Source organism: Shinella zoogloeoides (assembly GCF_033705735.1).
GTDB lineage: Bacteria > Pseudomonadota > Alphaproteobacteria > Rhizobiales > Rhizobiaceae > Shinella > Shinella zoogloeoides_A.
The window spans coordinates 1,651,803-1,676,249 of sequence record NZ_CP131130.1 but is presented as its reverse complement, the minus strand read 5'-3'; the positions used below and the strand labels follow the sequence as shown (position 1 = coordinate 1,676,249).

Sequence of the window (24,447 nt, the reverse complement as noted above, 5' to 3'; positions counted from 1 at the left end):
AGGATACGGGCTCGCGCATCTGCGATGGCTCCATGGAGCGCAATGGCCGATTCCGTGCGGGAACCGGGCGTCGCGGTACTTTGACCGGTTGGGGGATGCCAACGATGAAATACATAACGGAAACAATAGTCCTGGCCGTCGGCGCCTTCCTTGCGCTGCTCGGTGTGGCCTTTGCCCAGGACAAGCTCTTCGAGGCCCATATGTGGGTCCTCTTCTTCGTGCTGCTCGCCAGCACGCTCGTCATGGTGCGGCGCGTGTCCTTCGTGCCTGCCGGCCCAGCCCCATCTTCGCAGGATGACGGCGGCTATTTCGACGAGGTCATCAAATACGGCGTCATCGCGACGGTGTTCTGGGGCGTCGTCGGCTTCCTCGTCGGCGTCTTCGTGGCGCTGCAGCTTGCCTTCCCCGACCTCAACATCGAGCCCTGGCTGAATTTCGGCCGCACGCGTCCGCTGCACACCTCGGCCGTGATCTTCGCCTTCGGCGGCAACGCGCTGATCGCGACGTCCTTCTACGTCGTGCAGCGCACCTCGCGGGCGCGCCTCTTCGGCGGCAATCTCGGCTGGTTCGTGTTCTGGGGCTACCAGCTCTTCATCGTCATGGCTGCCACCGGCTACTTGCTCGGCGTCACGCAGGGCCGCGAATATGCCGAGCCGGAATGGTATGTCGACCTCTGGCTGACCATCGTCTGGGTCGCCTATCTGGTCGCCTTCCTCGGCACGATCATGACGCGCAAGGAACCGCACATCTACGTGGCGAACTGGTTCTTCCTGTCGTTCATCGTGACGATCGCCATGCTGCACATCGTCAACAACCTGGCGATCCCGGTCTCGTTCCTCGGCTCGAAGAGCTACTCGGCCTTCTCGGGCGTGCAGGATGCGCTGACGCAGTGGTGGTACGGCCATAATGCCGTAGGCTTCTTCCTGACCGCCGGCTTCCTCGGCATGATGTACTACTTCATCCCGAAGCAGGTGAACCGTCCGGTCTATTCCTACCGCCTGTCGATCATCCACTTCTGGGCCCTGATCTTCATGTATATCTGGGCCGGCCCGCACCACCTGCACTATACGGCGCTGCCGGACTGGGCGCAGACGCTCGGCATGGTCTTCTCGGTCATGCTCTGGATGCCCTCGTGGGGTGGCATGATCAACGGCCTGATGACGCTCTCGGGCGCCTGGGACAAGATTCGTACCGACCCGATCGTGCGCATGATGGTCATGGCCGTCGCCTTCTACGGCATGGCGACCTTCGAAGGCCCGATGATGTCGATCAAGTCGGTCAACTCGCTCAGCCACTACACGGACTGGACCATCGGCCACGTGCATTCGGGCGCGCTCGGCTGGAACGGCCTCATCACCTTCGGCGCGATCTACTTCCTCGTCCCGAAGCTTTGGAAGCGCGAGCGGCTCTATTCGATCCGCATGGTCAACTGGCACTTCTGGCTCGCAACCCTCGGCATCGTCGTCTACGCGGCCGTCATGTGGGTCGCCGGCATCCAGCAGGGCCTGATGTGGCGCGAATACGACGAGCAGGGCTTCCTGGTCTACTCGTTCGCCGAAACCGTCGCCGCCATGTTCCCCTACTACGTGCTGCGCGCCGTCGGCGGCGGGCTGTTCCTCCTGGGGGCGATCATCATGGCCTACAACGTGACCATGACAATCCTCGGCTACCAGCGTGACGAGGCCCCGATCCCGGGCGCCGCGCCCGCCCTGCAGCCGGCCGAATAGGAGGGGACAGAATGTCCATTCTTGATAAACACGCCATCCTCGAACGCAACGCGACGCTTCTCCTCGTCGGTTCGCTCCTCGTGGTCACCATCGGCGGCATCGTCGAGATCGCCCCGCTGTTCTACCTGGAAAACACCATCGAGAAGGTGGAGGGCATGCGGCCCTACTCGCCGCTGGAGCTCGCCGGCCGCGACATCTACGTCCGCGAAGGCTGCTACGTCTGTCACAGCCAGATGATCCGGCCGTTCCGCGACGAGGTGGAGCGCTACGGGCATTACTCGCTGGCGGCGGAATCCATGTACGACCATCCGTTCCAGTGGGGCTCGAAGCGCACCGGCCCGGACCTTGCCCGCGTCGGCGACCGCTACTCGAACGAGTGGCATGTCCAGCACCTGATCGAGCCGCGCTCGGTCGTGCCGGAATCGGTGATGCCGAGCTATTCCTTCCTCAAGGAGACGAACCTCGAGGTGAAGAACGTCGCCATGCATCTGACGGCCAACCGCGACGTCGGCGTGCCCTACAGCGACGAGATGGTCGAGAACGCCGAGGCGGACATGAAGGCGCAAGCCGATCCAAACGCCGACACGGCGGGCCTTCTCGCCCGCTACCCGAAGGCCAAGATCGGCGATTTCGACGGCGATCCGGCGCGGCTCACCGAAATGGACGCGCTCGTCGCCTATCTCCAGATGCTCGGCACGCTGGTGGACTTCTCCACCTATGACGATGCCAGCGGTTACCGCTGAGGAGGACGTCTCATGGAAACCTATACCGCCATGCGCCACTTCGCCGATAGCTGGGGCCTGCTCGCCATGACGCTGTTCTTCGTGGCCGTCCTCGCCTTCACCCTTCGCCCCGGCGGCCGCAAGGCTGCCGAACGGGCCGCTGAAATCCCCCTCAAGGAGGACTGATCATGGCCGAGAAGCATATCGACGAAATCTCGGGCGTCGAAACCACCGGCCACGAATGGGACGGCATCAGGGAACTGAACAATCCGATGCCGCGCTGGTGGGTCTGGACGTTCTACCTGACGATCCTGTGGGCCATCGGCTATACCATCGCCTTCCCGGCCTGGCCGATGATCTCGGATGCGACGCGGGGCATGCTCGGCTGGTCGAGCCGCGCCAACATCGCCGCCGAGCTTGCCAGCGCCAAGGAAGCACAGGCCGTCAATGTCGACCGTATCGCCAAGTCGTCGCTGGAGGAGATCCTTGCCGATCCGCAGCTCTCGCAGTTCGCGATCTCGGGCGGCGCCTCGGCCTTCAAGGTCAACTGTGCCCAGTGCCACGGCTCGGGCGCGGCCGGCGGCGCGGGCTTCCCGAACCTCAACGACGACGACTGGATCTGGGGCGGCACGGTGGAAGACATCTACCAGACCATTGCCCACGGCATCCGCCATCCCGGCGACGATGAGACCCGCGTCTCGGAAATGCCGGCCTTCGGCGAGATCCTCGAGCCGGCGCAGATCAAGGAAGTCGCCGCCTATGTCGTCAGCCTGACGGGAACGCCGTCGGATGCGAGCCTGGTCGAGCCCGGCAAGCAGGTCTTCGCCGACAATTGCGCTTCCTGCCATGGCGAGGACGCCAAGGGCAACCGTGAGATGGGCGCCCCCGACCTTGCCGACGCCATCTGGCTGAAGGGCGAGGGCGAAGCCGCCATCGCCGCGCAGGTCCGCGCGCCCAAGCACGGCGTCATGCCCGCCTGGCTCCCCCGCCTCGGAGAGCCGGCCGTCAAGCAGCTCGCTATCTTCGTGCATTCGCTCGGTGGCGGCGAATAGACAGCAGGACATGCAAGGACGGAAGGCCGCGGGAGACCGCGGCCTTTCTGTTTGTGAGGCGAGGGGTTGTTCCGGATCGGCGGGGCAGGCGCCGGGTGGCATGGATCGGGTCGAGCCCGAGGATGAAGACGGCAGGAAGGTTTCGACGCTGAGGCGATGGTTTCCTCCGCCGCGTCGCCTGATGGGCGCGCACCTTTGCTCCCCTCCGTCACCCTCGGCCTTGAGCCGAGGGTCGACACTTACACCCGTAACAGGTCGGCTGCCGCTATGCGGCAAGGCCAACGATGTCGCTGCCCCGCAGGGCTATCGCTCAGGCCACGACCGTGTTCCGGCCCGCCGATTTCGCGCGATAGAGGTTCCGGTCCGCTGCAGCGAGCGCTTCGGCCGGGTCGAAGTGAGGCGCGCAGTGGAAGGCGCCGATGCTGATGCCGAGGGCGATGCGGATGCCGGAGGGCGTGCGCAGGTCGATCGCCGCGACCGCCTTGCGGATTGCCTGCGAGTGGTCGAGCATGCGCTCGGGCGCGGCTTCGTGCAGGAAGACGGCGAACTCCTCGCCGCCGAGGCGCCCGACCAGATCGCCGTCGCCGGAAAGGCCCGAGAGCACCGTGCCGACACGGGCGAGCGCTTCGTCGCCGGCCGCATGGCCGAAGCGGTCGTTGACCGACTTGAAATGATCGATGTCGAGGAAGAGCAGGCCGCCATGCGCGCCGGCCCGGTTGCGCTCGTCCAGCCCCGCCATGAAGGCCGCGCGGTTGAGGGCGCCGGTGAGGGCATCGCGCCGGGCCTGGTCCTGCAGGCGGTCATAGGCCGCCGCCAGCGCGTCGCGCGCCTGGGCGAGGGCGGTGTTGGCCGTGCGCAGCCTTTCCGCCTGCCAGAAATGCAGCATGGAGGCCGGTATGGAGATGGCGATGGGGCAGGCGATGGTCATAACGAGGCCCGCGCCGGCGACCTTGCCGCCCAGCATCGGCACGAAGGCGAAGCTGATCATGAGCGAGGCCAGCACGGAGAGCGCCGCCACCGCCAATGTCTTGCCGAGGATCCTGTACATCGAACGAGCCCGTCCGTTTCAACCGCGGCACTCGCTAGAGCATTTCCGCTTTTCGCCGAATCGCGAAAACGCTCCAACTCTTTCTTTGCCGCATTTCCGAACGCAAAACCGCTTCGCGCTTTTGCTGGAAATGCTCTAGGAGCCGATGATTGAAAAAGCCTGAATTCATTCGATAAAAGTCACCTCGCGATCATATTGACGTTACGGCATGTTTTTATCGGTCCGACCAGACCGCCAGTTCGTAGCCGTCGGGGTCGGCGAAGTGGAAACGCCGGCCGCCGGGAAAGGCGAAGATCGGCCGGACGATCTTTCCGCCGGCCGTCTCGATGCGTGCGAGGGCGTCCTCCAGATCGTCGGCAAAGAGGATGACGAGCGGCCCGCCGCCAGCCGCCACGGGCGCCGTCGTCGTGAAGCCGCCGGTGAGGCGGCCGTCCTGGAATTCGCAATAGTCCGGGCCGTAATCGGTGAAGGTCCAGCCGAAGGCGCCGCCGTAGAAGGCCTTGCTCCTCGCGATGTCCGAAACGTTGAATTCGATATAGTCGATCCTGCGATCGGCGCCCCTGCTGCTCATCGCGGCCTCTCCTCGTTTTCCATCAATCGCGCCAGCGCGTCGAGATCGCGAGCGACATGCGCCGCGTCCGCCGCGAAGGCCGCATCGTCCATATCCGCCTGCCGCAGCAGGGTGAACATCACCTCCGCGCCATCGCCATTCGGCACGACGCGCAGGGCATTTTCGACCCGCAGCCCATCCGGCAGCGTCACCGTATGGTCGATGACGCCGAACTCGTTCGGCGGGGCGAAGCGCACGCGCACATTGCCGACGGGGCCGCCGTCGGCGATCCAGTCGTCGCCGTCGCGCGTCAACCCCGCGGCGAGACCGGACGCCCAGAGCGGCATGTTCTCCGGCCTCGACGCGAAATCGTAGACCGCGCGCCAGTTACGTCGAATCGTCCGATGGACGATGCGGGCGGGAAGGGTGGTCATGGCTGTCTCCTCTTTCCCGATCATAGGTGAGTTATAGGAAGGTGTCGAACAAAAAGTGAACATATTGCCGTGCAGCGGCGCTCCACGCATGCCGTACAATGCCTTGTGCGGCAACCCGCCACGCCATGCGATGCGCGAAACTTGACGTAGATCAACGATAGCGGCCCCTGTTGGCGTCATTGTGCCGGCACAACGACAGGTGCGGCCCATCCCATGCAACAGACTTCCACCACGATCTATAATTCCGTCGAGCGCCACGAAGCGGAGCCCGTCAATTCGGCGAAGGTGCGCAAGCCGCTTTACGAGAAGCGCAAGAAGATCTTCCCCAAGCGCGCCGAAGGTCGCTTCCGCCAGTTCAAGTGGCTGGTGATGCTGATCACGCTCGGCATCTACTACCTGACGCCGTGGATCCGCTGGGATCGCGGCCCGCACGCGCCGGACCAGGCCGTGCTGGTCGATCTTGCCGGTCGCCGGTTCTACTTCTTCTTCATCGAGATCTGGCCGCAGGAATTCTTCTTCGTGGCGGGCCTGCTCGTCATGGCGGGCTTCGGGCTCTTCCTCGTCACCTCGGCGGTCGGGCGCGCCTGGTGCGGCTATGCCTGTCCGCAGACCGTCTGGGTCGATCTCTTCCTCGTCGTGGAGCGCGCCATCGAGGGCGACCGCAACGCGCGCATGAAGCTCGATGCCGGCCCCTGGACGCTCGACAAGATCTGGAAGCGCGTCAGCAAGCACGTCACCTGGCTGGTGATCGCGGTGGCGACCGGCGGCGCCTGGATCTTCTATTTCGCGGATGCGCCGACCCTGCTCGTCGAGTTCGTGACGCTACAGGCGCCGCCCGTCGCCTATATCACCGTCGCCATCCTGACGGCCACGACCTATGTCTTCGGCGGGCTGATGCGCGAGCAGGTCTGCACCTATATGTGTCCCTGGCCGCGCATCCAGGCGGCGATGCTCGACGAGAGCTCGCTCGTCGTCACCTATAACGACTGGCGCGGCGAGCCGCGCACCCGCCACGCCAAGAAGGCCATCGCCGCCGGCGAGAGCGTCGGCGATTGCGTCGATTGCAATGCCTGCGTCGTCGTCTGTCCCATGGGCATCGACATCCGCGACGGCCAGCAGCTCGAATGCATCACCTGCGCGCTCTGCATCGACGCCTGCGACAACGTGATGGACAAGCTCGGCAAGGAGCGCGGCCTCATCGCCTATGCCACCCTTTCGGACTATTCGACCAACATGGCGCTGGCGACCGCCGGCGGCACGGTTCCCGTCGATCCGAATCGCGTGCGCGATGCCGACGGCCGCTTCATCGATGCGATCAGGCACTTCGACTGGCGCATCATCTTCCGCCCGCGCACGCTGCTCTATTTCGGCGTCTGGTCGCTGGCCGGCCTTGCGCTCGTCTTCGCGCTGCTGTCGCGCGACCGGCTCGACCTCAACGTCATCCATGACCGCAACCCGCAATTCGTCGTCGAATCGGACGGCTCGATCCGCAACGGCTATGCCGTGAAGCTGCTCAACATGATTCCCGAGCCGCGCGTCATCACCGTCTCCATCGAGGGCATGCCGGGCGCGACGATGAAGATAGCGGGCCATGACAGCGCGGACGGCCGCAGCGTCGACGTGCCGGCGGACCCGGACAAGGTGACGGCGCTGCGTGTTTTCGTCACCCTGCCCAAGGATCGGCTTGCGGAAGCCGCCGAAGGCTTCCAGATTGTCGCCGAGGACCGGCAGGGTCACGAGCGCGACGTCTATTCCGCCAAATTCAACACGCCGGGAGCAAAGTGATGGCCGCAGAACGCAAGGAACAGGGCTTCGTCTTCACCGGCTGGCATATGCTGGGCGTCATGGTGCTGTTCTTCGGAACGATCATCACCGTGAACCTCATCATGGCGTGGAATGCCTCGCATAGCTGGAGCGGCCTCGTTGTGCCGAACACCTATGTCGCCAGCCAGCAGTTCAACGGCAAGGTCGCCGAGGCCAAGGCGCTCGCCGCCAGCGGCATCGAGGGCAGCCTGACCATCGAGGGCGGCCGCGTCGCCTATCGGGTGGTGGACGCCAAGGGCGCGCCGCTCGTCGCCGACGACGTCTCCGCCGTCTTCAAGCGCCCGGTGGATGAACGCGACGACTTCACCCTCGCGCTCCAGCCGGACGGGAAGGGCCTCTTCACGGCCGAGCGCGACATCGCCTCCGGCCAGTGGGTGGTCGACATCGCCACGAGGAAGGACGGCAGGAAGGTATTCCACCAGACTGTCCGCACGGTGGTCGCGGGAGGCGCGAAGTGAGCTGCTGCGCACCCGGCACGGAAGGCGCGATGGAGGCCGAGCGCGCCAGCCACGCGCTGCCGTCCTCGGAGGAGCTGATGCTCGCCAGCCGCACGGTGGGTGAGGGGCTGCGCCAGAGCGACCTCAGCGTGCCGGGCGTGCATTGCGGTACCTGCATCACCACCGTCGAGGGTGCTCTGAACGCCCTGCCGGAAGTCGCGCGGGCGCGCGTCAACCTCTCCACGCGCCGCGTCTCGGTCGTCTGGAGGGAGGAGGTCGAGGGCCGCCGCACCGATCCGCAGGCGATTGCCGCCGCCATCCGCGCCACGGGCTACGACACGCATCTCTTCTCGCTCGCCGCCGAGGGCGACGACAGGCTGCGCAACCAGCTCATCCGCGCCGTCGCCGTCGCGGGCTTTGCCGCGACGAACATCATGCTGCTGTCGGTCTCCGTCTGGTCGGGCGCGGAAGACGCCACGCGCGACCTCTTCCACTGGATCTCCGCCTTCATCGCCGGGCCGACGCTGATCTATTCCGGCCGCTTCTTCTACCAGTCCGCCTGGAACGCCGTGCGCCACGGCCGCACCAACATGGACGTGCCCATCGCGCTCGCCATCACGCTCTCCTATGCCGTCTCGCTGTGGGAGACGCTGCACAGCGCCGAGCATGCCTGGTTCGACGCGACCGTCAGCCTTCTCTTCTTCCTGCTCATCGGCCGCACGCTCGACCACGTCATGCGTGATCGCGCCCGCTCGGCCATCACCGGCCTTGCCCGCCTTTCGCCGCGCGGGGCCATGGTCGTGAGGCCGGACGGCTCGCGCGACTATCGCCCGGTCGAGGAGATCGCGGTCGGCGAACATCTCTCCATCGCGGCCGGCGAGCGCATCCCGGTCGATTGCCGCGTGCTTTCGGGCGTGAGCGATATCGACCGCTCCATCGTCAACGGCGAGAGCGATCCGCTGGCCGCCGCGCCCGGCACTGAGCTCGAGGCCGGGGCGATGAACCTCACCGGCTCGCTCACCGTCGAGGCCGTCGCCACCGCGCGCAATTCGTTCCTCTCCGAGGTTATCGGCCTCATGGAGGCCGCCGAAGGCGGCAGGGCCCGCTATCGCCGCATCGCCGACCGGGCCGCGCAGATCTATTCGCCCGCCGTGCATCTGCTGGCGCTCGCCTCCTTCCTCGGCTGGGGCTTTCTCGACGGCGACTGGAAGCATGCCATGCTCGTCGCCATCGCGGTGCTGATCATTACCTGCCCCTGCGCGCTCGGCCTTGCCGTGCCGGTGGTGCAGGTGGTCGCGGCCGGACGGCTCTTTGCCGGCGGGGTGATGGTGAAGGACGGCTCGGCGATGGAGCGCCTCGCCGAGATCGACACCGCCGTCTTCGACAAGACCGGCACGCTGACGCTTGGCAAGCCGCGCCTCGTCGAGCGGGACAAGCTGAACCGGGCGCATCTTGCCCTTGCCGCTGCGCTCGCCGCCCATTCGCGCCATCCGCTGTCGATGGCGCTGGCCGGCGCCAATGCCGGCTCTGCGCCGGTGATCGACGCGGTGACGGAGGTTGCCGGCGGCGGGCTCGAAGCCGTGACGGGGCAGGGCGTGCTGCGTCTCGGCAACCGCGCCTTCGCCTGCGGCCGGGCGGCCACCACTGAGGAGGCGCATGGTCTTTCCGAAGTCGTGCTCACCTGCGACGGCAAGGTGCTCGAAACCTTCCGCTTCGAGGATGCGCTGCGGGCCGGTGCGGGCGAGGCCATCGCCGCCCTCCGGCAGGACGGCATCGAAATGGCGATCCTTTCGGGCGACCGCGCCCCCGCCGTCTCGCGCATCGCCGGCCTTCTCGGCATCGGCCGCTGGCGCGCCGCGCTCTCGCCGCGCGAGAAGACGGAGTCGGTGGCCGAGCGGGCGGCAGCCGGGCATCGCGTGCTGATGGTCGGCGACGGCATCAACGACGCGCCCGCGCTCGCCGCCGCCCATGTCTCCATCGCGCCCGCGACGGCGGCCGATGTCGGCCGGCAGGCGGCGGATTTCGTCTTCCTGCACGAGAGCCTGGAAGCCGTGCCCTTCGCCTATGAAACCGCGCGGTGCGCCGGCCGGCTCATCCGGCAGAACTTCGCGCTTGCCATCGGTTACAACGTCATCGCCGTGCCCATCGCGATCCTCGGCCATGCCACGCCGCTCATCGCCGCCATAGCCATGTCCACTTCCTCGATCATCGTGGTGGTGAACTCGCTTCGCCTGCGCGGCAGGATGCCGGCCTTCGCGGCCCGCGCCGCGGACGAAGCGCGCCCGGTCAAGACTATGGTGCGAGCCGCATGAACACGCTGATCTTCCTCATCCCCATCGCGCTCTTCCTCGGCGCGCTCGGCCTCGGGGCCTTTCTCTGGTCGCTCAAGAGCGGCCAGTACGACGATGTCGAGGGCGCCGCCTGGCGCGTGCTCGACGACGGCGACGACAAGCCGGGGACGTGATTTCGAGCGGTTCTAAAAACGCTGTTCGAACAAACAATTGCTTGTCGTAAATCGATTTGAATGCCAAAACACCTCCGCTGGAGCTAAGCTCCTCAGTCTCTTCTTGCGCGGCGTTTCCGGCATGAGCCCGAAACAATCCCCGCCGCGCCATTCTACGGAGGTATTATCGTGGCACAGGCGGAAATCGGTCTTATCGGTCTCGGCGTCATGGGGTCGAACCTTGCGCTCAACATTGCCGAAAAGGGCAACACGATCGCGGTGTTCAACCGCACGGCGGCGCGCACGAAGGAATTCTACGAGGAGGCGGGCGACCTCAAGGGCCGCATCGTGCCCTGCGAGACGATTGAAGAGTTTGTCGCCGCCATCCGCCCGCCGCGCCCGATCATCATCATGATCCAGGCCGGTGCCGCGGTCGACCAGCAGATGGAACTGCTGCGTCCGCATCTGGAAAAGAACGACATCATGATCGATGCCGGCAACGCGAATTTCCGCGATACGATGCGCCGCTTCGATGCCCTCAAGGACAGCGGCCTCACCTTCATCGGCATGGGCGTTTCCGGCGGTGAGGAGGGCGCGCGCCATGGCCCCTCCATCATGGTCGGCGGCACGGAAGATTCGTGGAAGCGCGTCGAGAAGGTGCTGACATCGATCGCCGCTAAGTACAACGACGACCCGTGCGTCGCCTGGCTCGGCGAGAACGGCGCCGGCCACTTCGTCAAGACCATCCACAACGGCATCGAATATGCCGACATGCAGATGATCGCCGAGATCTACGGTATCCTGCGCGACGGCCTGAAGATGAGCGCCTCCGAGATCAGCGCCGTCTTCGGCGAATGGAACAAGGGGCGCCTCGAATCCTATCTCATCGAGATCACCGCGACGGTGCTCGCCGCCAAGGATCCGATCAGCGGCAATGCGATGGTCGACATGATCCTCGACAAGGCCGGCCAGAAGGGCACCGGCAAGTGGTCCGCCATCGAGGCGCAGAACATGGGCGTGCCGGCGACCGGTATCGAGGCCGCCGTCGCCGCCCGCTCGATCTCCTCCTTCAAGGGCGAGCGCGAGGCCGCCGAGAAGATCCTTGGCCTGCCGGCCGTGCCGGAGCTCAAGGTCGCCGACAGGGCCGCCTTCCTCAAGGACCTCGAAAGCGCGCTGCTCGCCGGCAAGATCGGCGCCTATGCGCAGGGCTTCGCCGTGATGTCCGCCGCCTCGAAGGAATACGGCTGGAACCTGCCGATGCCGACGATCGCGAAAATCTGGCGCGCCGGCTGCATCATCCGCTCGCAGTTCCTCGACGCGATCACCAGCGCCTTCACCAAGACGCCGGATGCGGCCAACCTCATCGTCACCCCGGCCTTCGCCGAGATGGTGAAGGAAACGGACGGGGCGCTGCGCCGCGTCGTCTCCGCCGCCGCCCTGCACGGCCTGCCGGTCCCGGCGCTCGCCTCGGCGCTCGGCTATTTCGACAGCTACCGCCGCGGCCGCGGCACGGCGAACGTCATCCAGGCGCAGCGCGACTTTTTCGGCGCACACGGCTTCGACCGCACCGACGGTGCGGACAGCCACCACGGCCCCTGGGGCTCCGGCCTCAACGGCTGAGCTCCGGCGGAAGCCTGACACGAAAAGGCCCGGTCGCAAGACCGGGCCTTTTGCTTGAACGGTATTTGGAGGCGTCAGGCGTAGGCGCCCCTGAGATGCGGGCCGACGGCACCGCTCGATGCGGCTGCCGGGGCAAGCTCGACCGAAGCCTTCGGCGGCGGCATTCTGGTGCCGATGGCGAACAGGATGGCGCTGATGATCGAGAAGCCGGCGAAGAGAAGGAACATGCCCGGCCCGCCGAAGGCGCCGAGCATGAGGCCGCCGAAAGTGGGGCCGACGAAATTGCCGACCGTCGAGAAGGAGTGGGCACCGAAATAGCTGCCCCTGTTGCGGTCGTTCGAAATGCCGTCGACCAGCATGTATTCGGACGGGACGACCAGAATTTCCCCGATGGTGAAGATGACCATGGAGATGGCAAGGCCCCAGAGGCCGCTGGAGGCAAGGAAGCCGAGCTCGCCGACGAGGAACAGCAGGCAGCCGGTCACAAGTGCATTCAGCGCTCCGGCGCGTTCGATGAAGCGGCGGGCGAACGGGTTTCCGATCAGGACCACGGCGCCGTTGATGGAGACGATATAGGCGAAGATCTCGACGCCGCCGGCGATGTTACCGGCGAGGTAGGGAGCAAGCGTCGCCGACCATTGGCCGTAGACCGCCACCAGCATGGTGCCGCCGCCGACGAAGAAGGCGAGGCGGGGATCGCGGATGGCCATCTTGATGCTCTGGAGCACCGATATTTTCGGCGCGGATGCGTGCTCGGCCTCGCTAAGCTGCACGGGCACTTTCAGCATGTAGAGGGCGAGCGCGAAGAGGGCGTAGACGATGCCGGCGATGACGAACAGCGTCGTGGATGCGGCGCCTGCCGCGATCCCGATCAGCGGGCCGACGGCGAAGCCGAAATTGATCGCCATGTAGCGCCAGGAGAAATATTTGAGGCGCAGCGGTTCGGGGCACACGTCGCTCATCAGGGCGCGGGATACCGGCTCGTTGATCGCGACGGCAACAGCCGCGACCACCTGGGCAATGCAGAATGCGATGACGGTTTCGGCGACGCCCATGCCGACCATAGCGAGGGCCATGGAAAGCAGCGTGAGCGTCAGCACGGTCTTGCGCCCCACCTTGTCCGACAGGGAGCCCGCGAAGGGCGCTACGACCGCGCCCACCAGCGGGCCGATACCCAGCAGCATGCCGATCATCGCCGGCCCGAGGCCGAAGGTCTGCTGCAGCTTGATGGCGAGGAACGAGAGCGTCATCGCCCTCGCGACATTCACGAGGCCGGCGCCTGCGATGAGGAACAGCACATAGTTCAATCTTTGTTTCTCGTGGGCCATCGCCGCTCCTGCTTGCCGTCGCGACTGCTTCAATTCAGCGACGGCTTTGCGATGCCTAAAAAACGGGCGGCCTGCAACGGCTATATATGGCTACGCCCAGTTGCCGGCATGCCGAAGCGGCATGGGGTGATGCGTCAGGCCTCGTCCGTCGGGATCGGATAGCTCAGCGTCTGCAATTCTTCGGGCGGAATGCCCTCTATGCGGGCGATGACGGCCTTTGCAAGTTCCCGGCCGGCGAGGCGGATATCCTCGCGCATGGTCACGACCTCCGGCCGCAGCCATTGCAGGAACATGTGTGGTTCCTTGGAGACCATGTCGATGTCCTGGCCGAGCCTGCGGCCCCTGGCCTCGAGCGCCGCGATAAGCGCCACCGCGCCCGAGCCGCTGCCGGAGACGATGCCGTCAGGCCCGTCGGCGGCGTCGAACAGCGCCTCGGCGGCGTTGCGGATATCGAGGAGGCTGTTGTCGAGGTTGACGGTGTTGAAGGGCAGGGCCGTCGCGCCGAAATCGCGGATGCCCTTTTCGAAGCCCGCCCGCATGTGCAGGTAGAAGGTGAGGTAGGGCGGCGGCTGGAGCAGCACCAGGCGCTTGCGGCCGAGCTCGGCCAGCTTGCGCACGGCCTCATAGGCGAAGCGCTCGTTATCGAAATCGTGATAGGGATGGGCAAGGCCCATCTCGGTGCGGCCATGCGTGACGAAGGGGAAGTTGCGCTCCATCATCAGCGCGACGCGCGGGTCCTTCGGCTCGGTGCGCGAGATGATCACACCGTCGGCTGCGCCCGTTTCCAGCACGTAGCGCACCGGATCGAGCGCATTGCCCTGTGTGCGGTAGGGCGTCACCACGAGATGGTACTGCGTTGCGGCGAGCACTTCCGAGATGCCGACGACCATGGGGCTCGTCAGGCCCATGATCTCCTCTTCCAGGCTGAGGATCAGGCTGATGACATTGGTCTTGCCGGTGCGAAGGCGCACACCCGCCCGGTTCGGCTGGTAGCCGATCTGCCGGGCGACGAGGCGCACGCGCTCCTTCGTCTCGCTGCTGATGTCGGGCGCATCCTTCAGCGCCCGCGAAACGGTGGTGATGCCGAGGCCCGTCATGAAGGCGATGGTCTTCAGCGTCGGCCGCTCGCTGGAGGGGGGCGTCGATGCCGCCCGGCCCCCGCTCTTCATTCTGTCCATCCCCGCCTGTCCACCTCTTCGCATTAGCGGCCGGTTATACAGATTTTGCTTCCGCCCGCCACTCCCTGCCGGAAGTATCTATAAATCTGCAACGATACAGGTGTTTTGTCGAGGTGAAGTTTCAGGAAACTCCAAGTTTTCGTCCTGCTTGCCTGACATTGCGCTAAAAAGCGATAATTCATGCGGTTGCGAATGCGAGGTACGGAAAACGTCGTTTTCCAATATAAATATAATAAATACAGTGTATTGCTTCTCTTTTTCTTTGTGCTTTCGGGTTCGCCTCGAGTCATAAGCGACCACTGCTCGACGGAAAACACATGAGCGGCGCCCAGGCTGATTGCGTGGTCAAATCGATTGGCTTAACTTTCCACTGAAACGTTTTAGTTGGGGAGGAGACTCATTGAGATTTGCTCGAGACGCCGGCCGAGATGGTGGTGCGTTGTATCGGCCTGCGGCAGGTCGAGCTGATCACCGATAAGGACGAAGCGGGCAGCCGTTTCGCGCTGATGGTCAACGGCCGCGAAATCTTCTGCCGTGGCGCGAACTGGATTCCGGCCGACGCCCTGCCGTCCCGCATTACGCCATCCGGCGTGCGCGATCTCCTGCAATCGGCCGTCGACGCCAATATGAGCATGCTCCGCGTCTGGGGCGGCGGCTTCGACAGCGGCAAGCTTGGCAAGAACATGTCGGGCACGGCGCATGTGCTGGGGCCGGGCATGGAGAGCTGGCATCCGAACCCGGACTTCTTCTTCGCGCCGGGCGGCGGGCCGATCCTCGACATGGGGCCGTATTACGTCAACAACCTCGTCAACCTCGTCGGCCCGGTGAAGCGCGTCGTGGCGCTTGCCAACCGGGCGCGCGAGGAGCGCGTGATCGGCAACGGCCCCCGCTTGCGGGGAGAGCGACTGTCTTTGTTGTCAAGTGTTTTGCCATGGCCTTTGGTCCCTGATGATGGCGTTGAGCATGGTCAGCAGCTTCCGCATGGTTGCGACGATGGCGACGATCTTCGGCTTGCCGGCCGCCACGAGATGATCGCGGAAGGCCTTGAGCACCGCATTGTGGCGACTGGCCACGAGGGCTGCCATGAACAGCACGGACCGCACGTTGCTCCGGCCTCCGCCGATGAAGCTCCTGCCCTTCCACTTGCCCGATTGCCGCGTCCACGGTGCAAGCCCGGCCAGCGCCGCGATCTGTCGCCGGTCGAGGCTGCCCAGTTCCGGCATATGTGCCAAAAGCGTGCGCGCCACCGCCGGTCCCACGCCCGGCACCGAGGTCAACAGCCTCTCGCGCACCCGCCACAACGGTGATTTGCGGATCCGGTCGTCCATATCGGCATCAAGGCTCTCCAGCTCGCGCCGCAGCGCCGTCAGGACGCGCCGGATGCTCTTGCGGGCGGGCGGGGATGCGGCCATCCGCTCGCGGTTCTCTTCCGCCACCATCATCTGCACGATCTGGCGCCGCCGTGTCACCAGTTCGCCGAAGGCCCGCGCCGCCTCGTCCTTCAAGGGACGTATGTCGGGCTTGGCCGCTTCGACGAAGGCCGCGATCACTGCCGCGTCGATCGGATCGGTCTTGGCATGTTTGCCCAGAGCATTCGCATAGGCGCGAACCTGTGCCGGATTGACGACCACCACGGCAAGCCCCGCCGCCGAAAGCGCCGCCACCGCCACATGCTCGTAGCCGCCCGTCGCCTCCAGCGCCACCAGAGCGGGGCCGTGCGACGACAGCCGGGCTATCAGCGCCTCCACGCCGGCATGATCGTTGCCGACCCGGAAATGTTCACCCGACGGTGCGACATGCACGTCGAGCCAGTCCTTCGATACGTCGATACCGACGACAACCTTGTCCATCCGATCCCATCCTTGCCTAAGCGGGCTTCGCAATGTCGAGCGGCCCTGGCGACTGTTCGGGTTCGATGGAACGGCGGATGGAGACCCGGGCTCTCCCGCGGGCTTGGTGTCCCAAAAGTGCTGCGGGATGCCATCCGCCACCGCAATGCCAAATACACCGGCTTTCGCGGATAAAGGGAAGTTACAAGGTGCCGGTCGTGGTCGCGACGAATATCCACGCCATCCTCGAATTCGCCAGCGGTGCGCAGGTGGCGCTGATGGCGAGCTGGGATGTCTGGGCGCATCGCCACCAGAACATGGAGCTTTACGGCACGGACGGCGCCGTCTTCGTGCCGGACCCGAACTTCTTCGGCGGGAAGGTCGAGGTCGCCGGTGACGACAAGGAGCCGAAGGACGTGAAGGTCTGGGATCATCCGCTGACCGCGCAGAACTTCCAGTTCGACTGGGGCAAGCAGGCGAACTACCGCGGTATCGGCCTTGCCGACATGATGGAAGCGCTTACGACCGGCCGCGACTATCGCTGCTCGCTCGACCGCTCGCTGCACACGATCGACGTGCTGACGGCGTCCTGCGTTCGGCGGAAGAGGGGCGGGCGATCGACATCGTGACGACCTGCACCCAGCCGGAGGCGCTGGGCATCGAAGAGGCGCGGGCGTTGCTGCGGTAAGTGCCCCTCATCCGGCCTGCCGGCCACCTTCTCCCCGCAAGCGGGGAGAAGGGGATATGCCGCGCTGGTTTCCCCAACCAGTGACCCTCGTGGGGCACGTTCCCTCTCCCCGCTTGCGGGGAGAGGGTTAGGGTGAGGGGCAATTCCCCCTTGTGAATACCGGCACGGGAGCGTTATGCAGGCGCAACCAGAATGCAGCAAAGGAACGCGACCATGGCCTGGCAGCCGGCGGAAAACCGTTACGACACGATGACCTATAACCGCGTGGGACGCTCCGGCCTGAAGCTGCCGGCGATCTCGCTCGGCCTCTGGCACAATTTTGGCGACGACACGCCGCATGACCGCAAGGTCGACATGTGCCGCACGGCCTTCGACCTCGGCATCACCCATTTCGACCTCGCCAACAATTACGGCCCGCCGGCCGGCACCGCCGAGATCGCCTTCGGCGAAATCCTGCGCACCGATTTCAAGGCGCTGCGCGACGAGCTGATCATCTCCTCCAAGGCCGGCTACGACATGTGGCCGGGTCCCTATGGCGAGTGGGGCAGCCGCAAGTATCTCATCGCCTCCTGCGACCAGAGCCTGAAGCGCATGGGCCTCGACTATGTCGATATCTTCTACTCCCACCGCTTCGACCCGGATACGCCGCTGGAAGAGACCTGCGGCGCGCTCGACCATATCGTGCGCTCGGGCCGCGCGCTCTATGTCGGCATCTCCTCCTACAATTCGCAGCGCACCCGCGAGGCCGCCGCGATCCTGAAGGATCTCGGCACGCCCTGCCTCATCCACCAGCCGAGCTATTCCATGCTCAACCGCTGGGTCGAGGAGGACGGTCTCGTCGATACGCTGGAAGACCTCGGCATCGGCTCCATCGTCTTCTCGCCGCTGGCGCAGGGTATGCTGACCACGAAATATCTCGGCGGCATTCCGGGCGACAGCCGCGCGGCGCTGAACCACTTCCTCAAGAAGGATTTCATCCGCCCCGAGATCATCGACAATATCCGCAAGCTGAACGCCATCGCCGAAAAGCGCGGTCAGACGCTGGCGCAGATGGCGCTCGCCTGGGTGCTGCGCGGCGGGCGCATCACCTCGGCACTGATCGGCGCGAGCCGTTCCGCGCAGATCGTCGATTGCGTCAAGGCGCTGGAAAAGCCCGATTTCACGGCCGCGGAACTGGCCGAGATCGATGTCTACGCCAAGGAAGCCGACATCAACCTCTGGGCCAGCTCCGCGGAACGCGACTGACATTTTCAGCTCACCTGCCGGACCCAGACAGGAAACGGGTCCGGCAGGTTCGCCCACCGGGCAGGCTCGAAACCATCAGCTTCCACGAGACAGGCATCGAGCCGGCGACGGATATCGGCTTCGTCCATCGGGTCCGCGCCGATGAAGACGAGCTCCTGCCGCCGGTCGCCCCATATTGGATCTGAATGGCGGGTGATGGCGTCTTGCGCCGCCCGATCCTCCGGCCAGTGCTGGCGCGGCACGGAAGCCCACCAGAGGCCGAGCCGGCCGCTCCTGACCAGCGCACCCGCCTGGCTCATCTCCCCGACATGGTGCGGGCGGGTGGCGAGCCAGAAGAAGCCCTTGGCGCGGATGACGCCCGGCCAGCTCTCATCAAGGAAGGTTTTGAAGCGGGCAGGGTGGAAGGGGCGTTTTGCCCGGTAGACGAAGGAGCGGATGCCGTATTCATCGGTCTCCGGCACATGATCCCGGAAGCCGTGCAGTTCCTTGAACCAGAGTGGATGTTCGCTCGCCTGCTCGAAATCGAAGCGGCCGGTGCCGAGGATATCGGCGAGTTCGACACGGCCGAAATCCGTCTCGATGACGCGGGCGCTCGCATTGAGGCCGCCGACGATCTGGCGGGCAGCAAGGAGATCGGCGGGGCTTGCAGCCCCCGCCTTGTTGAGCACCACCACGTCGGCGAATTCGATCTGCTCGACCAGCAGTTCCACCAGCGTGCGCGTATCGCCTTCGCCGGCGGTTTCGCCGCGATCGGCGAGGAAATCCTGCGAGCCATAGTCCTTGAGGAGGTTGGCGGTGTCGACGACCGTCACCATCGTATCGAGACGGGCGACATCCGACAGGCTGCGGCCATCTTCGTCGCGGAAGTCGAACGTGGTGGCGACGGGCAGCGGCTCGGAAATGCCGCTGGATTCGATCAGCAGATAGTCGAAGCGGTCCATTTCCGCCAGGCGTCGCACCTCGTTCAGGAGGTCGTCGCGCAGCGTGCAGCAGATGCAGCCATTCGTCATCTCGACGAGCTGTTCATCCGTGCGCGACAGGTCCGCACCGCCGTCGCGGATGAGGGCGGTGTCGATGTTCACCTCGCTCATGTCGTTGACGATGACGGCGACGCGCAGGCCGCTGCGGTTGTTGAGGACGTGGTTCAGCAGCGTCGTCTTGCCGGCGCCCAGGAAGCCGGAGAGGACGGTGACGGGGAGGCGGTTGTCCATCGGGATTTGCCTTTAATGTTATACTATTACATTTGATTGGCTGAAAAAGGCGGGAAAATTCCCGCCTTCCTGTGCGCTTGTTGGGAGGCCGAGTGCTCAGCCGTCCTTGCCGAGGCAATCGCGCAGGGATGTCGCGATGCTCTTCATCAGGGTGAAGTAGAGGTCCGGGCCGGGATCGAGCGTGGCCGCTTCGGGGTCGAGCGTGCCGGACTTTGCCGGCGTGTCCTCGATCACCACGTTCACCAGCTTCGGCTCGAATTGCGGTTCGGCGAAGACGCAGGTGGCGCCGAGGGTCTTTACCTTGTCGCGGATCTGGGTCAGGCGCTCCGCGCCGGGCAGGGTTTCCGGGCTGACGGTGATCGAGCCGGCCGCGAGCACGCCGTAGTGGTGTTCGAAATATTGATAGGCATCGTGGAAGACGATGAAGGGCTTGTCCTTGATCGGGGCGACCGTCTCCGCAAGCTCCTTGTCGAGCGCGACGAGCTTCTCATTCAGGCTGGCGAGGTTCTTGTTGTAGGTCTCCGCATTGGTGGGGTCCTTTTCGGCCAGAACCTTGGCGGCCTCGGCGGCGATGGCGCGGGCATTTTCCGGGCTCAGCCAGAGGTGCATGTCGAATTCGCCGTGCTCATGGCCCTCATGTCCGGCTTCCTCGCCGTGCCCGTGGCCTTCGGCCTCCTTGGCGTGGTCGTGGCCATCCGTGTCGTGGGAATGGCCTTCATGGGCGTGATCGTGGCCTTCCTCGCCCTCATGCGTATGCGCCTCGAAGGGGCCGCCCTCGCGGAACGGCAGCTTTTCGAGGCCTGGCGCGTCCTCCAGTTCGACGACGGTTGCCTTGCCGCCGAGCGATTCCAGCGGCTTTTCCAGGAAGGCCTCCAGTCCGTGGCCGACCCAGAAGATCACGTCGGCATCCTGCAGGGCGGCCGCATTGGAGGGCTTGAGCGAATAGGTATGCGGCGAGGCCGCTCCCTCCACGATGAGGCTTGGCTCCCCGACGCCCTGCATGATCGCGGAAACAAGCGAATGGATCGGCTTGATCGAGACGACCACGCTGGGCGCTTCGGCCCGCGCCGCGGCTGCGCCGGCGGCGAAAAGGGCGGTGGAAAGAAGGAGGGTGCGAACGGCCTTTTGCATGGGATCTCCGTCTTGAATGGGAATGTAATGTTATTACATCAATTGCGTTATGCTATAACGTGTGCCATATCGAGTGGCAACAGGCTTTTGGAAAAATCATGCTGCAGACCCCGAACAGGACCGCTCCGCCGCTCGTCTCCCTTTCCGGCGTCGGCGTGCGCCGCCAGGGCCGCTGGCTCGTGCGCGGCGTGGAATTCTCGATTGCGCCCGGCGAGATCGTCACGCTGATCGGCCCGAACGGCTCCGGCAAATCGACCACCGCCAAGACGGCGATCGGCGTCATGAAGGCGGACGAGGGCAGGGTGGAGCGCAAGGCCGGGCTGAAGGTCGGCTATGTGCCGCAGAAACTCGCCGTCGACTGGACCATGCCGCTCACCGTCGACCGGCTGATGACATTGACCTCCCCGCTGAAGGGCGCAGAGATCGATGCCGCGCTTGAGGCGACGGGTATCCGCCATCTTGCGCGTGCCGAGGTGCAGCATCTTTCGGGCGGCGAGTTCCAGCGCGCGCTGCTTGCCCGCGCCATCGCCCGCAAGCCTGATCTTCTCGTGCTCGACGAGCCGGTACAGGGCGTCGATTTTTCCGGCGAGATCGCGCTCTACGATCTCATCAAGACCATCCGCAATGCGACCGGCTGCGGCATCCTGCTCATTTCGCACGACCTGCATGTCGTGATGGCCGAGACGGACACCGTCATCTGCCTCAACGGTCATGTCTGCTGCCGCGGCACGCCCGATATCGTCAGCCAAAGCCCGGAATATCTGCGCCTCTTCGGTGCTCGCGCCGGCCAGACGCTCGCCCTCTACAACCACAATCACGACCATACGCACCTGCCCGACGGCCGCGTGCTGCATGCCGACGGCTCGATCACCGACAATTGCCGGCCGGATGACGGCCACCATGCCGTCGATATCCTGCCTTCCGGCGGGCGGGCGGGGCGGATGCGCCTTGGGCATGTGCATGGACCGAACTGTGGCTGCGACCAAGAGGCGGCAAGCAGCAAGGAGCCGTGCGATGCTTGACGATTTCTTCATCCGCGCCCTCGTCGCCGGCATCGGCCTTGCGCTGACCGCCGGGCCGCTCGGCTGCTTCGTCGTCTGGCGGCGCATGGCGTATTTCGGCGATACGATGGCCCATTCGGCGCTGCTCGGCGTCGCGTTGTCGCTGCTGATGGATTTCAATCTCCTGCTCAGCGTCTTCATCGTCGCGGCGACGGTTTCCGTGCTGCTGCTGCTGCTCCAGAAGCGCGGCACGCTGTCCACCGATGCGCTGCTCGGCATCCTCTCCCATGCGACGCTCGCCATTGGCCTCGTCATGGTCTCCTTCATGACTTGGGTGCGTATCGACCTCGTCGGATTCCTCTTCGGCGATATCCTCGCGGTCTCGCGCGCCGATGTGGACCTCGTCTGGGGCGGCGGCATCCTCGTCACCTTCGCGATCATCTGGATGTGGCGTCCGCTGATCGCCTCGACGGTCAATCCGGAACTGGCGGAGGCCGAGGGCATGGAGCCGGAGAAGACGCGGCTCGTCTTCATGCTGCTGATGGCGCTCGTCATCGCCATCGCCATTAAGATCGTCGGCATCCTGCTGATTACCTCGCTGCTGATCATTCCCGCCGCGACGGCGCGGCGGTTCTCCACCAGCCCGGAGATCATGGCCGTGCTCGCCTCCGTCATCGGGGCGCTGGCGGTTGTCGGCGGGCTGTTCGGTTCCCTGAAATTCGACACGCCTTCCGGTCCCTCCATCGTGGTCGCAGCGCTTGGCCTTTTCATTCTAAGCCTGTTGACGAAGCCGAGGATGAGCGCAGTGGCGGCAAGCGAAGGAGGTCGTGCATGACCATGCAGCAATTGACGCGCAACCAGGGCCTCGTCTTCGACGTGCTGACGCATTCCGAAGGCCCACTCAGCGCCTATTCCATCCTCGACAAGCTGCGCGACAGCGGTTTTCGCGCGCCGCTGCAGGTCTATCGGGCACTCGACAAGCTGCTGGAGTTCGGCCTCGTGCATCGCCTCGAAAGCATGAACGCCTTCGTCGCCTGCGCCCATCCGGACGAGGGCTGCCATGCCCATGGCCTGACGGCGTTCATAATCTGCGAGACCTGCGGCGACGTCGTCGAATTCCACGATCACATGATCGAGGACCGGCTGAAGGGCTTTGCGAAAGACCGCAACTTCAAGACCGGCAAGACGACGATCGAGATCCGCGGCACCTGCGCCGGTTGCGCCTAGACGATCGCTTTGAGACCCCTCTTGAAGCGCTGCCAGTTGCGCACATAGCTTTCGGCCGATTTCTTCAGGCCTTCGACGGCTTCCGCATCCAGCGTGCGGATGGCCTTGGCCGGCGAGCCGACGATCAGGGAATTGTCCGGAAAGACCTTGCCTTCCGTCACCAGCGCATTGGCGCCGACGAGGCAGTTGTTGCCGATGACCGCGCCGTTCAGTACGGTCGCGCCCATGCCGATGAGCGAATTGTTGCCGATGGTGCAGCCGTGGATGATGGCGCTGTGGCCGATGGTGCAGCCTTCGCCGATGATGACGGGCTTGCCGGGATCGGTATGCACGACGACGCCTTCCTGGATGTTCGAGCGCGCGCCGACGATGATCGGCTCGTTGTCGCCGCGCAGCGTCGCGCCGAACCAGATGCCGACATCTTCGCCGAGAATGACCTTGCCGATGACATTGGCATCCGGCGCCACCCAGTAGCGGTCGTCGGCGGGAAGCGTGGGCGTCCGGTCGTCAAGGGCGTAGAGCGGCATGGGTTCCTCCTTCGAATCCTCGGGGCAGTCTAGCACCCATCCCGCCGGGCGGGGAAAGGCCGAGGGTGGTTTTTCCCGGCCATATGGAGTATGAGCCGCGCCATGACGAAGACAGGCACATTCTACCGGCAGGCTGTGGAGACGGGGACGAAGATCTTCGCCACCGCGCCGATGATCGACTGGTCCGACCGCGCGTACCGCGTCTTCGCGCGGCAGCTCACCAGGAACGCGCTGCTCTTCACCGAGATGATCGTCGCGGACGCGATCCTGCGGGGCAACCGCGACCGGCTGCTCGGCTTCGACGCGGTGGAGCAGCCGGTGGCGCTGCAGCTCGGCGGCAACAGCCCGGAAAAACTGGCGGAAGCGGCGCGGATCGGCGAGGGGTTCGGCTATGCCGAGATCAACCTCAATGTCGGCTGCCCCTCGGACAGGGTGCAATCCGGTACCTTCGGCGCCTGCCTGATGCGCGAGCCGAACCTGGTGGCCGATTGCGTGGCGGCGATGAAGGCGGCGGTTGCCGTTCCCGTGACCGTGAAGTGCCGCATCGGCGTCGATGACCAGGATCCGGAAGTGGCGCTGCGCGATCTCGTTTCGCGGGTGAAAGCCGCCGGGACGGACGCCGTGTGGGTTCATGCGCGCAAGGCCTGGCTGCAGGGGCTTTCGCCGAAGGAGAACCGCGATATCCCACCGCTCGACTATGCTTTGGTGCGGCGGCTGAAGGCGGAAAACCCGAATCTTTTCATCGGTCTCAATGGTGGGCTTCATAGTTTGAATCAGGCTGTTGAAGAGATGGATGGCCTTGATGGTGTGATGCTCGGAAGGGCTGTCTATCAGGATAGCTGCGTTCTGACGGGCGTGGACGAACTTTTTCCGCATCCGCTTCTGGGCGGCCAGCCCTCCGGCATGTCTTCCGGTCCGCAGGCGCTTCCGGTCGCCTATTGGGAGGCGGTGCGGGACGGCATGATGGCCTATGCGGGCGAGGTGATCGCGCGCGGCGGCCGGGTGGCGCATGTGACGCGGCATATGGTCGGGCTGTTCCAGGGGTTTCCGGGCGCGCGGCGCTATCGGCAGATCCTTTCGGCCGACGCCACGAAGCCGGGCGCGGGGCCGGAGGTGATCGCGGCGGCTTTTGCGGCGGTGCTGGCGGCGCGGGGCGAGGTCGAGGCGGCGGAATAGCGCTTTCTGTGCATCGTCGCGGCGTCACCACAATTTCGTCCCCTCCGGG

23 protein-coding genes and 3 pseudogenes are annotated in these 24,447 nt (G+C 65.2%); 17 read left to right on the top strand and 9 right to left on the bottom strand.

The genetic code is table 11. The annotated features are described in order from the left end of the window. Positions 1-104: 104 nt before the first annotated feature. From ccoN to ccoP, 4 genes are read left to right on the top strand one after another with little or no spacing between them, the layout of a single operon-like run. Positions 105-1,727 (top strand): cytochrome-c oxidase, cbb3-type subunit I, encoded by a 1,623-nt coding sequence (ccoN, locus tag ShzoTeo12_RS08580; protein WP_318912225.1) that lies wholly within the window; start codon positions 105-107, stop codon positions 1,725-1,727. An 11-nt stretch (positions 1,728-1,738) separates the two neighbouring features. Next, positions 1,739-2,470 carry a cytochrome-c oxidase, cbb3-type subunit II gene (ccoO, locus tag ShzoTeo12_RS08575; protein ID WP_119256126.1) on the top strand — a complete coding sequence of 244 codons (732 nt, stop codon included), beginning with the start codon at positions 1,739-1,741 and terminating at the stop codon, positions 2,468-2,470. Between the two features lie 12 nt (positions 2,471-2,482). Further along, on the top strand, positions 2,483-2,635 hold the full coding sequence (locus ShzoTeo12_RS08570) for a cbb3-type cytochrome c oxidase subunit 3 (RefSeq protein ID WP_119256127.1): 153 nt from the start codon (positions 2,483-2,485) through the stop codon (positions 2,633-2,635). Between the two features lie 2 nt (positions 2,636-2,637). Beyond that, complete coding sequence (gene ccoP / locus ShzoTeo12_RS08565) at positions 2,638-3,501, top strand: cytochrome-c oxidase, cbb3-type subunit III (protein WP_318912221.1); 864 nt, start codon at positions 2,638-2,640, stop codon at positions 3,499-3,501. A gap of 310 nt (positions 3,502-3,811) precedes the next feature. Here ccoP and ShzoTeo12_RS08560 read toward each other — a convergent pair whose 3' ends face one another. The 3 genes from ShzoTeo12_RS08560 to ShzoTeo12_RS08550 form a co-directional block, all read right to left on the bottom strand. Further along, a complete protein-coding gene (locus tag ShzoTeo12_RS08560; protein ID WP_318912219.1) occupies positions 3,812-4,549 on the bottom strand; it encodes a GGDEF domain-containing protein in 738 nt (245 codons plus the stop codon). Between the two features lie 214 nt (positions 4,550-4,763). After that, positions 4,764-5,120: a VOC family protein gene (locus ShzoTeo12_RS08555; RefSeq protein WP_318912217.1), complete on the bottom strand. Its 357-nt coding sequence runs from the start codon at positions 5,118-5,120 to the stop codon at positions 4,764-4,766. After that, positions 5,117-5,533 carry an SRPBCC family protein gene (locus ShzoTeo12_RS08550; RefSeq protein WP_318912215.1) on the bottom strand — a complete coding sequence of 139 codons (417 nt, stop codon included), beginning with the start codon at positions 5,531-5,533 and terminating at the stop codon, positions 5,117-5,119. Before ShzoTeo12_RS08550 ends, ShzoTeo12_RS08555 begins: the two co-directional genes overlap by 4 nt. A gap of 213 nt (positions 5,534-5,746) precedes the next feature. Between ShzoTeo12_RS08550 and ccoG the strand changes: the two genes are divergently transcribed. From ccoG to gndA, 5 genes are all read left to right on the top strand, one after another. Further along, entirely contained in the window at positions 5,747-7,318 is a 1,572-nt protein-coding gene (gene ccoG / locus ShzoTeo12_RS08545) for a cytochrome c oxidase accessory protein CcoG (RefSeq protein ID WP_318912213.1), read from the top strand. Beyond that, positions 7,315-7,815 carry a FixH family protein gene (locus tag ShzoTeo12_RS08540; RefSeq protein WP_413251129.1) on the top strand — a complete coding sequence of 167 codons (501 nt, stop codon included), beginning with the start codon at positions 7,315-7,317 and terminating at the stop codon, positions 7,813-7,815. The genes ccoG and ShzoTeo12_RS08540 overlap by 4 nt, the downstream gene beginning before the upstream one ends. Further along, positions 7,812-10,106 (top strand): cation-translocating P-type ATPase, encoded by a 2,295-nt coding sequence (locus ShzoTeo12_RS08535; protein WP_318912209.1) that lies wholly within the window; start codon positions 7,812-7,814, stop codon positions 10,104-10,106. Before ShzoTeo12_RS08540 ends, ShzoTeo12_RS08535 begins: the two co-directional genes overlap by 4 nt. After that, the gene (ccoS, locus tag ShzoTeo12_RS08530) at positions 10,103-10,258 is read left to right on the top strand and encodes a cbb3-type cytochrome oxidase assembly protein CcoS (protein WP_313192907.1); all 156 of its coding nucleotides are present in this window, start codon (positions 10,103-10,105) and stop codon (positions 10,256-10,258) included. Before ShzoTeo12_RS08535 ends, ccoS begins: the two co-directional genes overlap by 4 nt. A 168-nt stretch (positions 10,259-10,426) precedes the next feature. Further along, complete coding sequence (gndA, locus tag ShzoTeo12_RS08525) at positions 10,427-11,857, top strand: NADP-dependent phosphogluconate dehydrogenase (RefSeq protein WP_318912207.1); 1,431 nt, start codon at positions 10,427-10,429, stop codon at positions 11,855-11,857. Positions 11,858-11,931: 74 nt separating this feature from the next. Here the strand turns inward: gndA and ShzoTeo12_RS08520 are convergent, their stop codons facing one another. Continuing rightward, positions 11,932-13,185 (bottom strand): MFS transporter, encoded by a 1,254-nt coding sequence (locus tag ShzoTeo12_RS08520; protein ID WP_318912206.1) that lies wholly within the window; start codon positions 13,183-13,185, stop codon positions 11,932-11,934. 134 nt (positions 13,186-13,319) lie between these two features. Continuing rightward, complete coding sequence (locus tag ShzoTeo12_RS08515) at positions 13,320-14,354, bottom strand: LacI family transcriptional regulator (protein WP_413251128.1); 1,035 nt, start codon at positions 14,352-14,354, stop codon at positions 13,320-13,322. 419 nt (positions 14,355-14,773) lie between these two features. Between ShzoTeo12_RS08515 and ShzoTeo12_RS08510 the strand changes: the two are divergent. Then, a pseudogene (locus ShzoTeo12_RS08510) lies at positions 14,774-15,022 on the top strand (glycoside hydrolase family 2 protein); the annotation flags it as partial. Then, positions 15,023-15,265: pseudogene (locus ShzoTeo12_RS08505) on the top strand (gfo/Idh/MocA family oxidoreductase); the annotation flags it as partial. A gap of 15 nt (positions 15,266-15,280) precedes the next feature. Here ShzoTeo12_RS08505 and ShzoTeo12_RS08500 read toward each other — a convergent pair. Next, the gene (locus tag ShzoTeo12_RS08500; protein ID WP_318909409.1) at positions 15,281-16,213 is read right to left on the bottom strand and encodes an IS110 family transposase; all 933 of its coding nucleotides are present in this window, start codon (positions 16,211-16,213) and stop codon (positions 15,281-15,283) included. A gap of 188 nt (positions 16,214-16,401) precedes the next feature. Between ShzoTeo12_RS08500 and ShzoTeo12_RS08495 the strand changes: the two are divergent. Next, positions 16,402-16,880 (top strand): annotated as a pseudogene (locus tag ShzoTeo12_RS08495) (Gfo/Idh/MocA family oxidoreductase); the annotation flags it as partial. Positions 16,881-17,093: 213 nt separating this feature from the next. Then, on the top strand, positions 17,094-18,125 hold the full coding sequence (gene mgrA, locus ShzoTeo12_RS08490; RefSeq protein ID WP_318912203.1) for an L-glyceraldehyde 3-phosphate reductase: 1,032 nt from the start codon (positions 17,094-17,096) through the stop codon (positions 18,123-18,125). 5 nt (positions 18,126-18,130) lie between these two features. Here the strand turns inward: mgrA and zigA are convergent, their stop codons facing one another. Together zigA and znuA are read right to left on the bottom strand one after the other, a co-directional pair. Then, positions 18,131-19,336 carry a zinc metallochaperone GTPase ZigA gene (zigA, locus tag ShzoTeo12_RS08485; protein WP_318912202.1) on the bottom strand — a complete coding sequence of 402 codons (1,206 nt, stop codon included), beginning with the start codon at positions 19,334-19,336 and terminating at the stop codon, positions 18,131-18,133. Between the two features lie 96 nt (positions 19,337-19,432). Then, positions 19,433-20,467, bottom strand: a complete 1,035-nt coding sequence (gene znuA, locus ShzoTeo12_RS08480; RefSeq protein ID WP_318912200.1) for a zinc ABC transporter substrate-binding protein ZnuA — start codon at positions 20,465-20,467, stop codon at positions 19,433-19,435. 98 nt (positions 20,468-20,565) lie between these two features. On the opposite strand from znuA, the gene ShzoTeo12_RS08475 reads away from it, so the two are divergent. From ShzoTeo12_RS08475 to ShzoTeo12_RS08465, 3 genes are read left to right on the top strand one after another with little or no spacing between them, the layout of a single operon-like run. Continuing rightward, on the top strand, positions 20,566-21,489 hold the full coding sequence (locus ShzoTeo12_RS08475; protein WP_413251127.1) for an ATP-binding cassette domain-containing protein: 924 nt from the start codon (positions 20,566-20,568) through the stop codon (positions 21,487-21,489). Continuing rightward, complete coding sequence (locus tag ShzoTeo12_RS08470; RefSeq protein WP_318912199.1) at positions 21,482-22,303, top strand: iron chelate uptake ABC transporter family permease subunit; 822 nt, start codon at positions 21,482-21,484, stop codon at positions 22,301-22,303. Before ShzoTeo12_RS08475 ends, ShzoTeo12_RS08470 begins: the two co-directional genes overlap by 8 nt. Further along, the gene (locus tag ShzoTeo12_RS08465; protein WP_318912197.1) at positions 22,300-22,695 is read left to right on the top strand and encodes a Fur family transcriptional regulator; all 396 of its coding nucleotides are present in this window, start codon (positions 22,300-22,302) and stop codon (positions 22,693-22,695) included. Before ShzoTeo12_RS08470 ends, ShzoTeo12_RS08465 begins: the two co-directional genes overlap by 4 nt. On the opposite strand, the gene ShzoTeo12_RS08460 is transcribed toward ShzoTeo12_RS08465, so the two are convergent. Further along, positions 22,692-23,222: a gamma carbonic anhydrase family protein gene (locus ShzoTeo12_RS08460; protein WP_242223427.1), complete on the bottom strand. Its 531-nt coding sequence runs from the start codon at positions 23,220-23,222 to the stop codon at positions 22,692-22,694. The genes ShzoTeo12_RS08465 and ShzoTeo12_RS08460 overlap by 4 nt on opposite strands. Positions 23,223-23,324: 102 nt before the next feature. Here ShzoTeo12_RS08460 and dusA point away from each other — a divergent pair, with 102 nt between their 5' ends. Beyond that, positions 23,325-24,398 carry a tRNA dihydrouridine(20/20a) synthase DusA gene (gene dusA, locus ShzoTeo12_RS08455; protein ID WP_318912196.1) on the top strand — a complete coding sequence of 358 codons (1,074 nt, stop codon included), beginning with the start codon at positions 23,325-23,327 and terminating at the stop codon, positions 24,396-24,398. Positions 24,399-24,447: the final 49 nt, after the last annotated feature.

Coding starts and splice junctions, on each gene's coding strand:
- ccoN (WP_318912225.1), top strand. CDS start 105: ATGAAATACATAACGGAAACAATAGTCCTGGCCGTCGGCGCCTTCCTT.
- ccoO (WP_119256126.1), top strand. CDS start 1,739: ATGTCCATTCTTGATAAACACGCCATCCTCGAACGCAACGCGACGCTT.
- ShzoTeo12_RS08570 (WP_119256127.1), top strand. CDS start 2,483: ATGGAAACCTATACCGCCATGCGCCACTTCGCCGATAGCTGGGGCCTG.
- ccoP (WP_318912221.1), top strand. CDS start 2,638: ATGGCCGAGAAGCATATCGACGAAATCTCGGGCGTCGAAACCACCGGC.
- ShzoTeo12_RS08560 (WP_318912219.1), bottom strand. CDS start 4,549: ATGTACAGGATCCTCGGCAAGACATTGGCGGTGGCGGCGCTCTCCGTG.
- ShzoTeo12_RS08555 (WP_318912217.1), bottom strand. CDS start 5,120: ATGAGCAGCAGGGGCGCCGATCGCAGGATCGACTATATCGAATTCAAC.
- ShzoTeo12_RS08550 (WP_318912215.1), bottom strand. CDS start 5,533: ATGACCACCCTTCCCGCCCGCATCGTCCATCGGACGATTCGACGTAAC.
- ccoG (WP_318912213.1), top strand. CDS start 5,747: ATGCAACAGACTTCCACCACGATCTATAATTCCGTCGAGCGCCACGAA.
- ccoS (WP_313192907.1), top strand. CDS start 10,103: ATGAACACGCTGATCTTCCTCATCCCCATCGCGCTCTTCCTCGGCGCG.
- ShzoTeo12_RS08520 (WP_318912206.1), bottom strand. CDS start 13,185: ATGGCCCACGAGAAACAAAGATTGAACTATGTGCTGTTCCTCATCGCA.
- ShzoTeo12_RS08515 (WP_413251128.1), bottom strand. CDS start 14,354: ATGAAGAGCGGGGGCCGGGCGGCATCGACGCCCCCCTCCAGCGAGCGG.
- ShzoTeo12_RS08500 (WP_318909409.1), bottom strand. CDS start 16,213: ATGGACAAGGTTGTCGTCGGTATCGACGTATCGAAGGACTGGCTCGAC.
- mgrA (WP_318912203.1), top strand. CDS start 17,094: ATGGCCTGGCAGCCGGCGGAAAACCGTTACGACACGATGACCTATAAC.
- zigA (WP_318912202.1), bottom strand. CDS start 19,336: ATGGACAACCGCCTCCCCGTCACCGTCCTCTCCGGCTTCCTGGGCGCC.
- znuA (WP_318912200.1), bottom strand. CDS start 20,467: ATGCAAAAGGCCGTTCGCACCCTCCTTCTTTCCACCGCCCTTTTCGCC.
- ShzoTeo12_RS08475 (WP_413251127.1), top strand. CDS start 20,566: ATGCTGCAGACCCCGAACAGGACCGCTCCGCCGCTCGTCTCCCTTTCC.
- ShzoTeo12_RS08470 (WP_318912199.1), top strand. CDS start 21,482: ATGCTTGACGATTTCTTCATCCGCGCCCTCGTCGCCGGCATCGGCCTT.
- ShzoTeo12_RS08465 (WP_318912197.1), top strand. CDS start 22,300: ATGACCATGCAGCAATTGACGCGCAACCAGGGCCTCGTCTTCGACGTG.
- ShzoTeo12_RS08460 (WP_242223427.1), bottom strand. CDS start 23,222: ATGCCGCTCTACGCCCTTGACGACCGGACGCCCACGCTTCCCGCCGAC.
- dusA (WP_318912196.1), top strand. CDS start 23,325: ATGACGAAGACAGGCACATTCTACCGGCAGGCTGTGGAGACGGGGACG.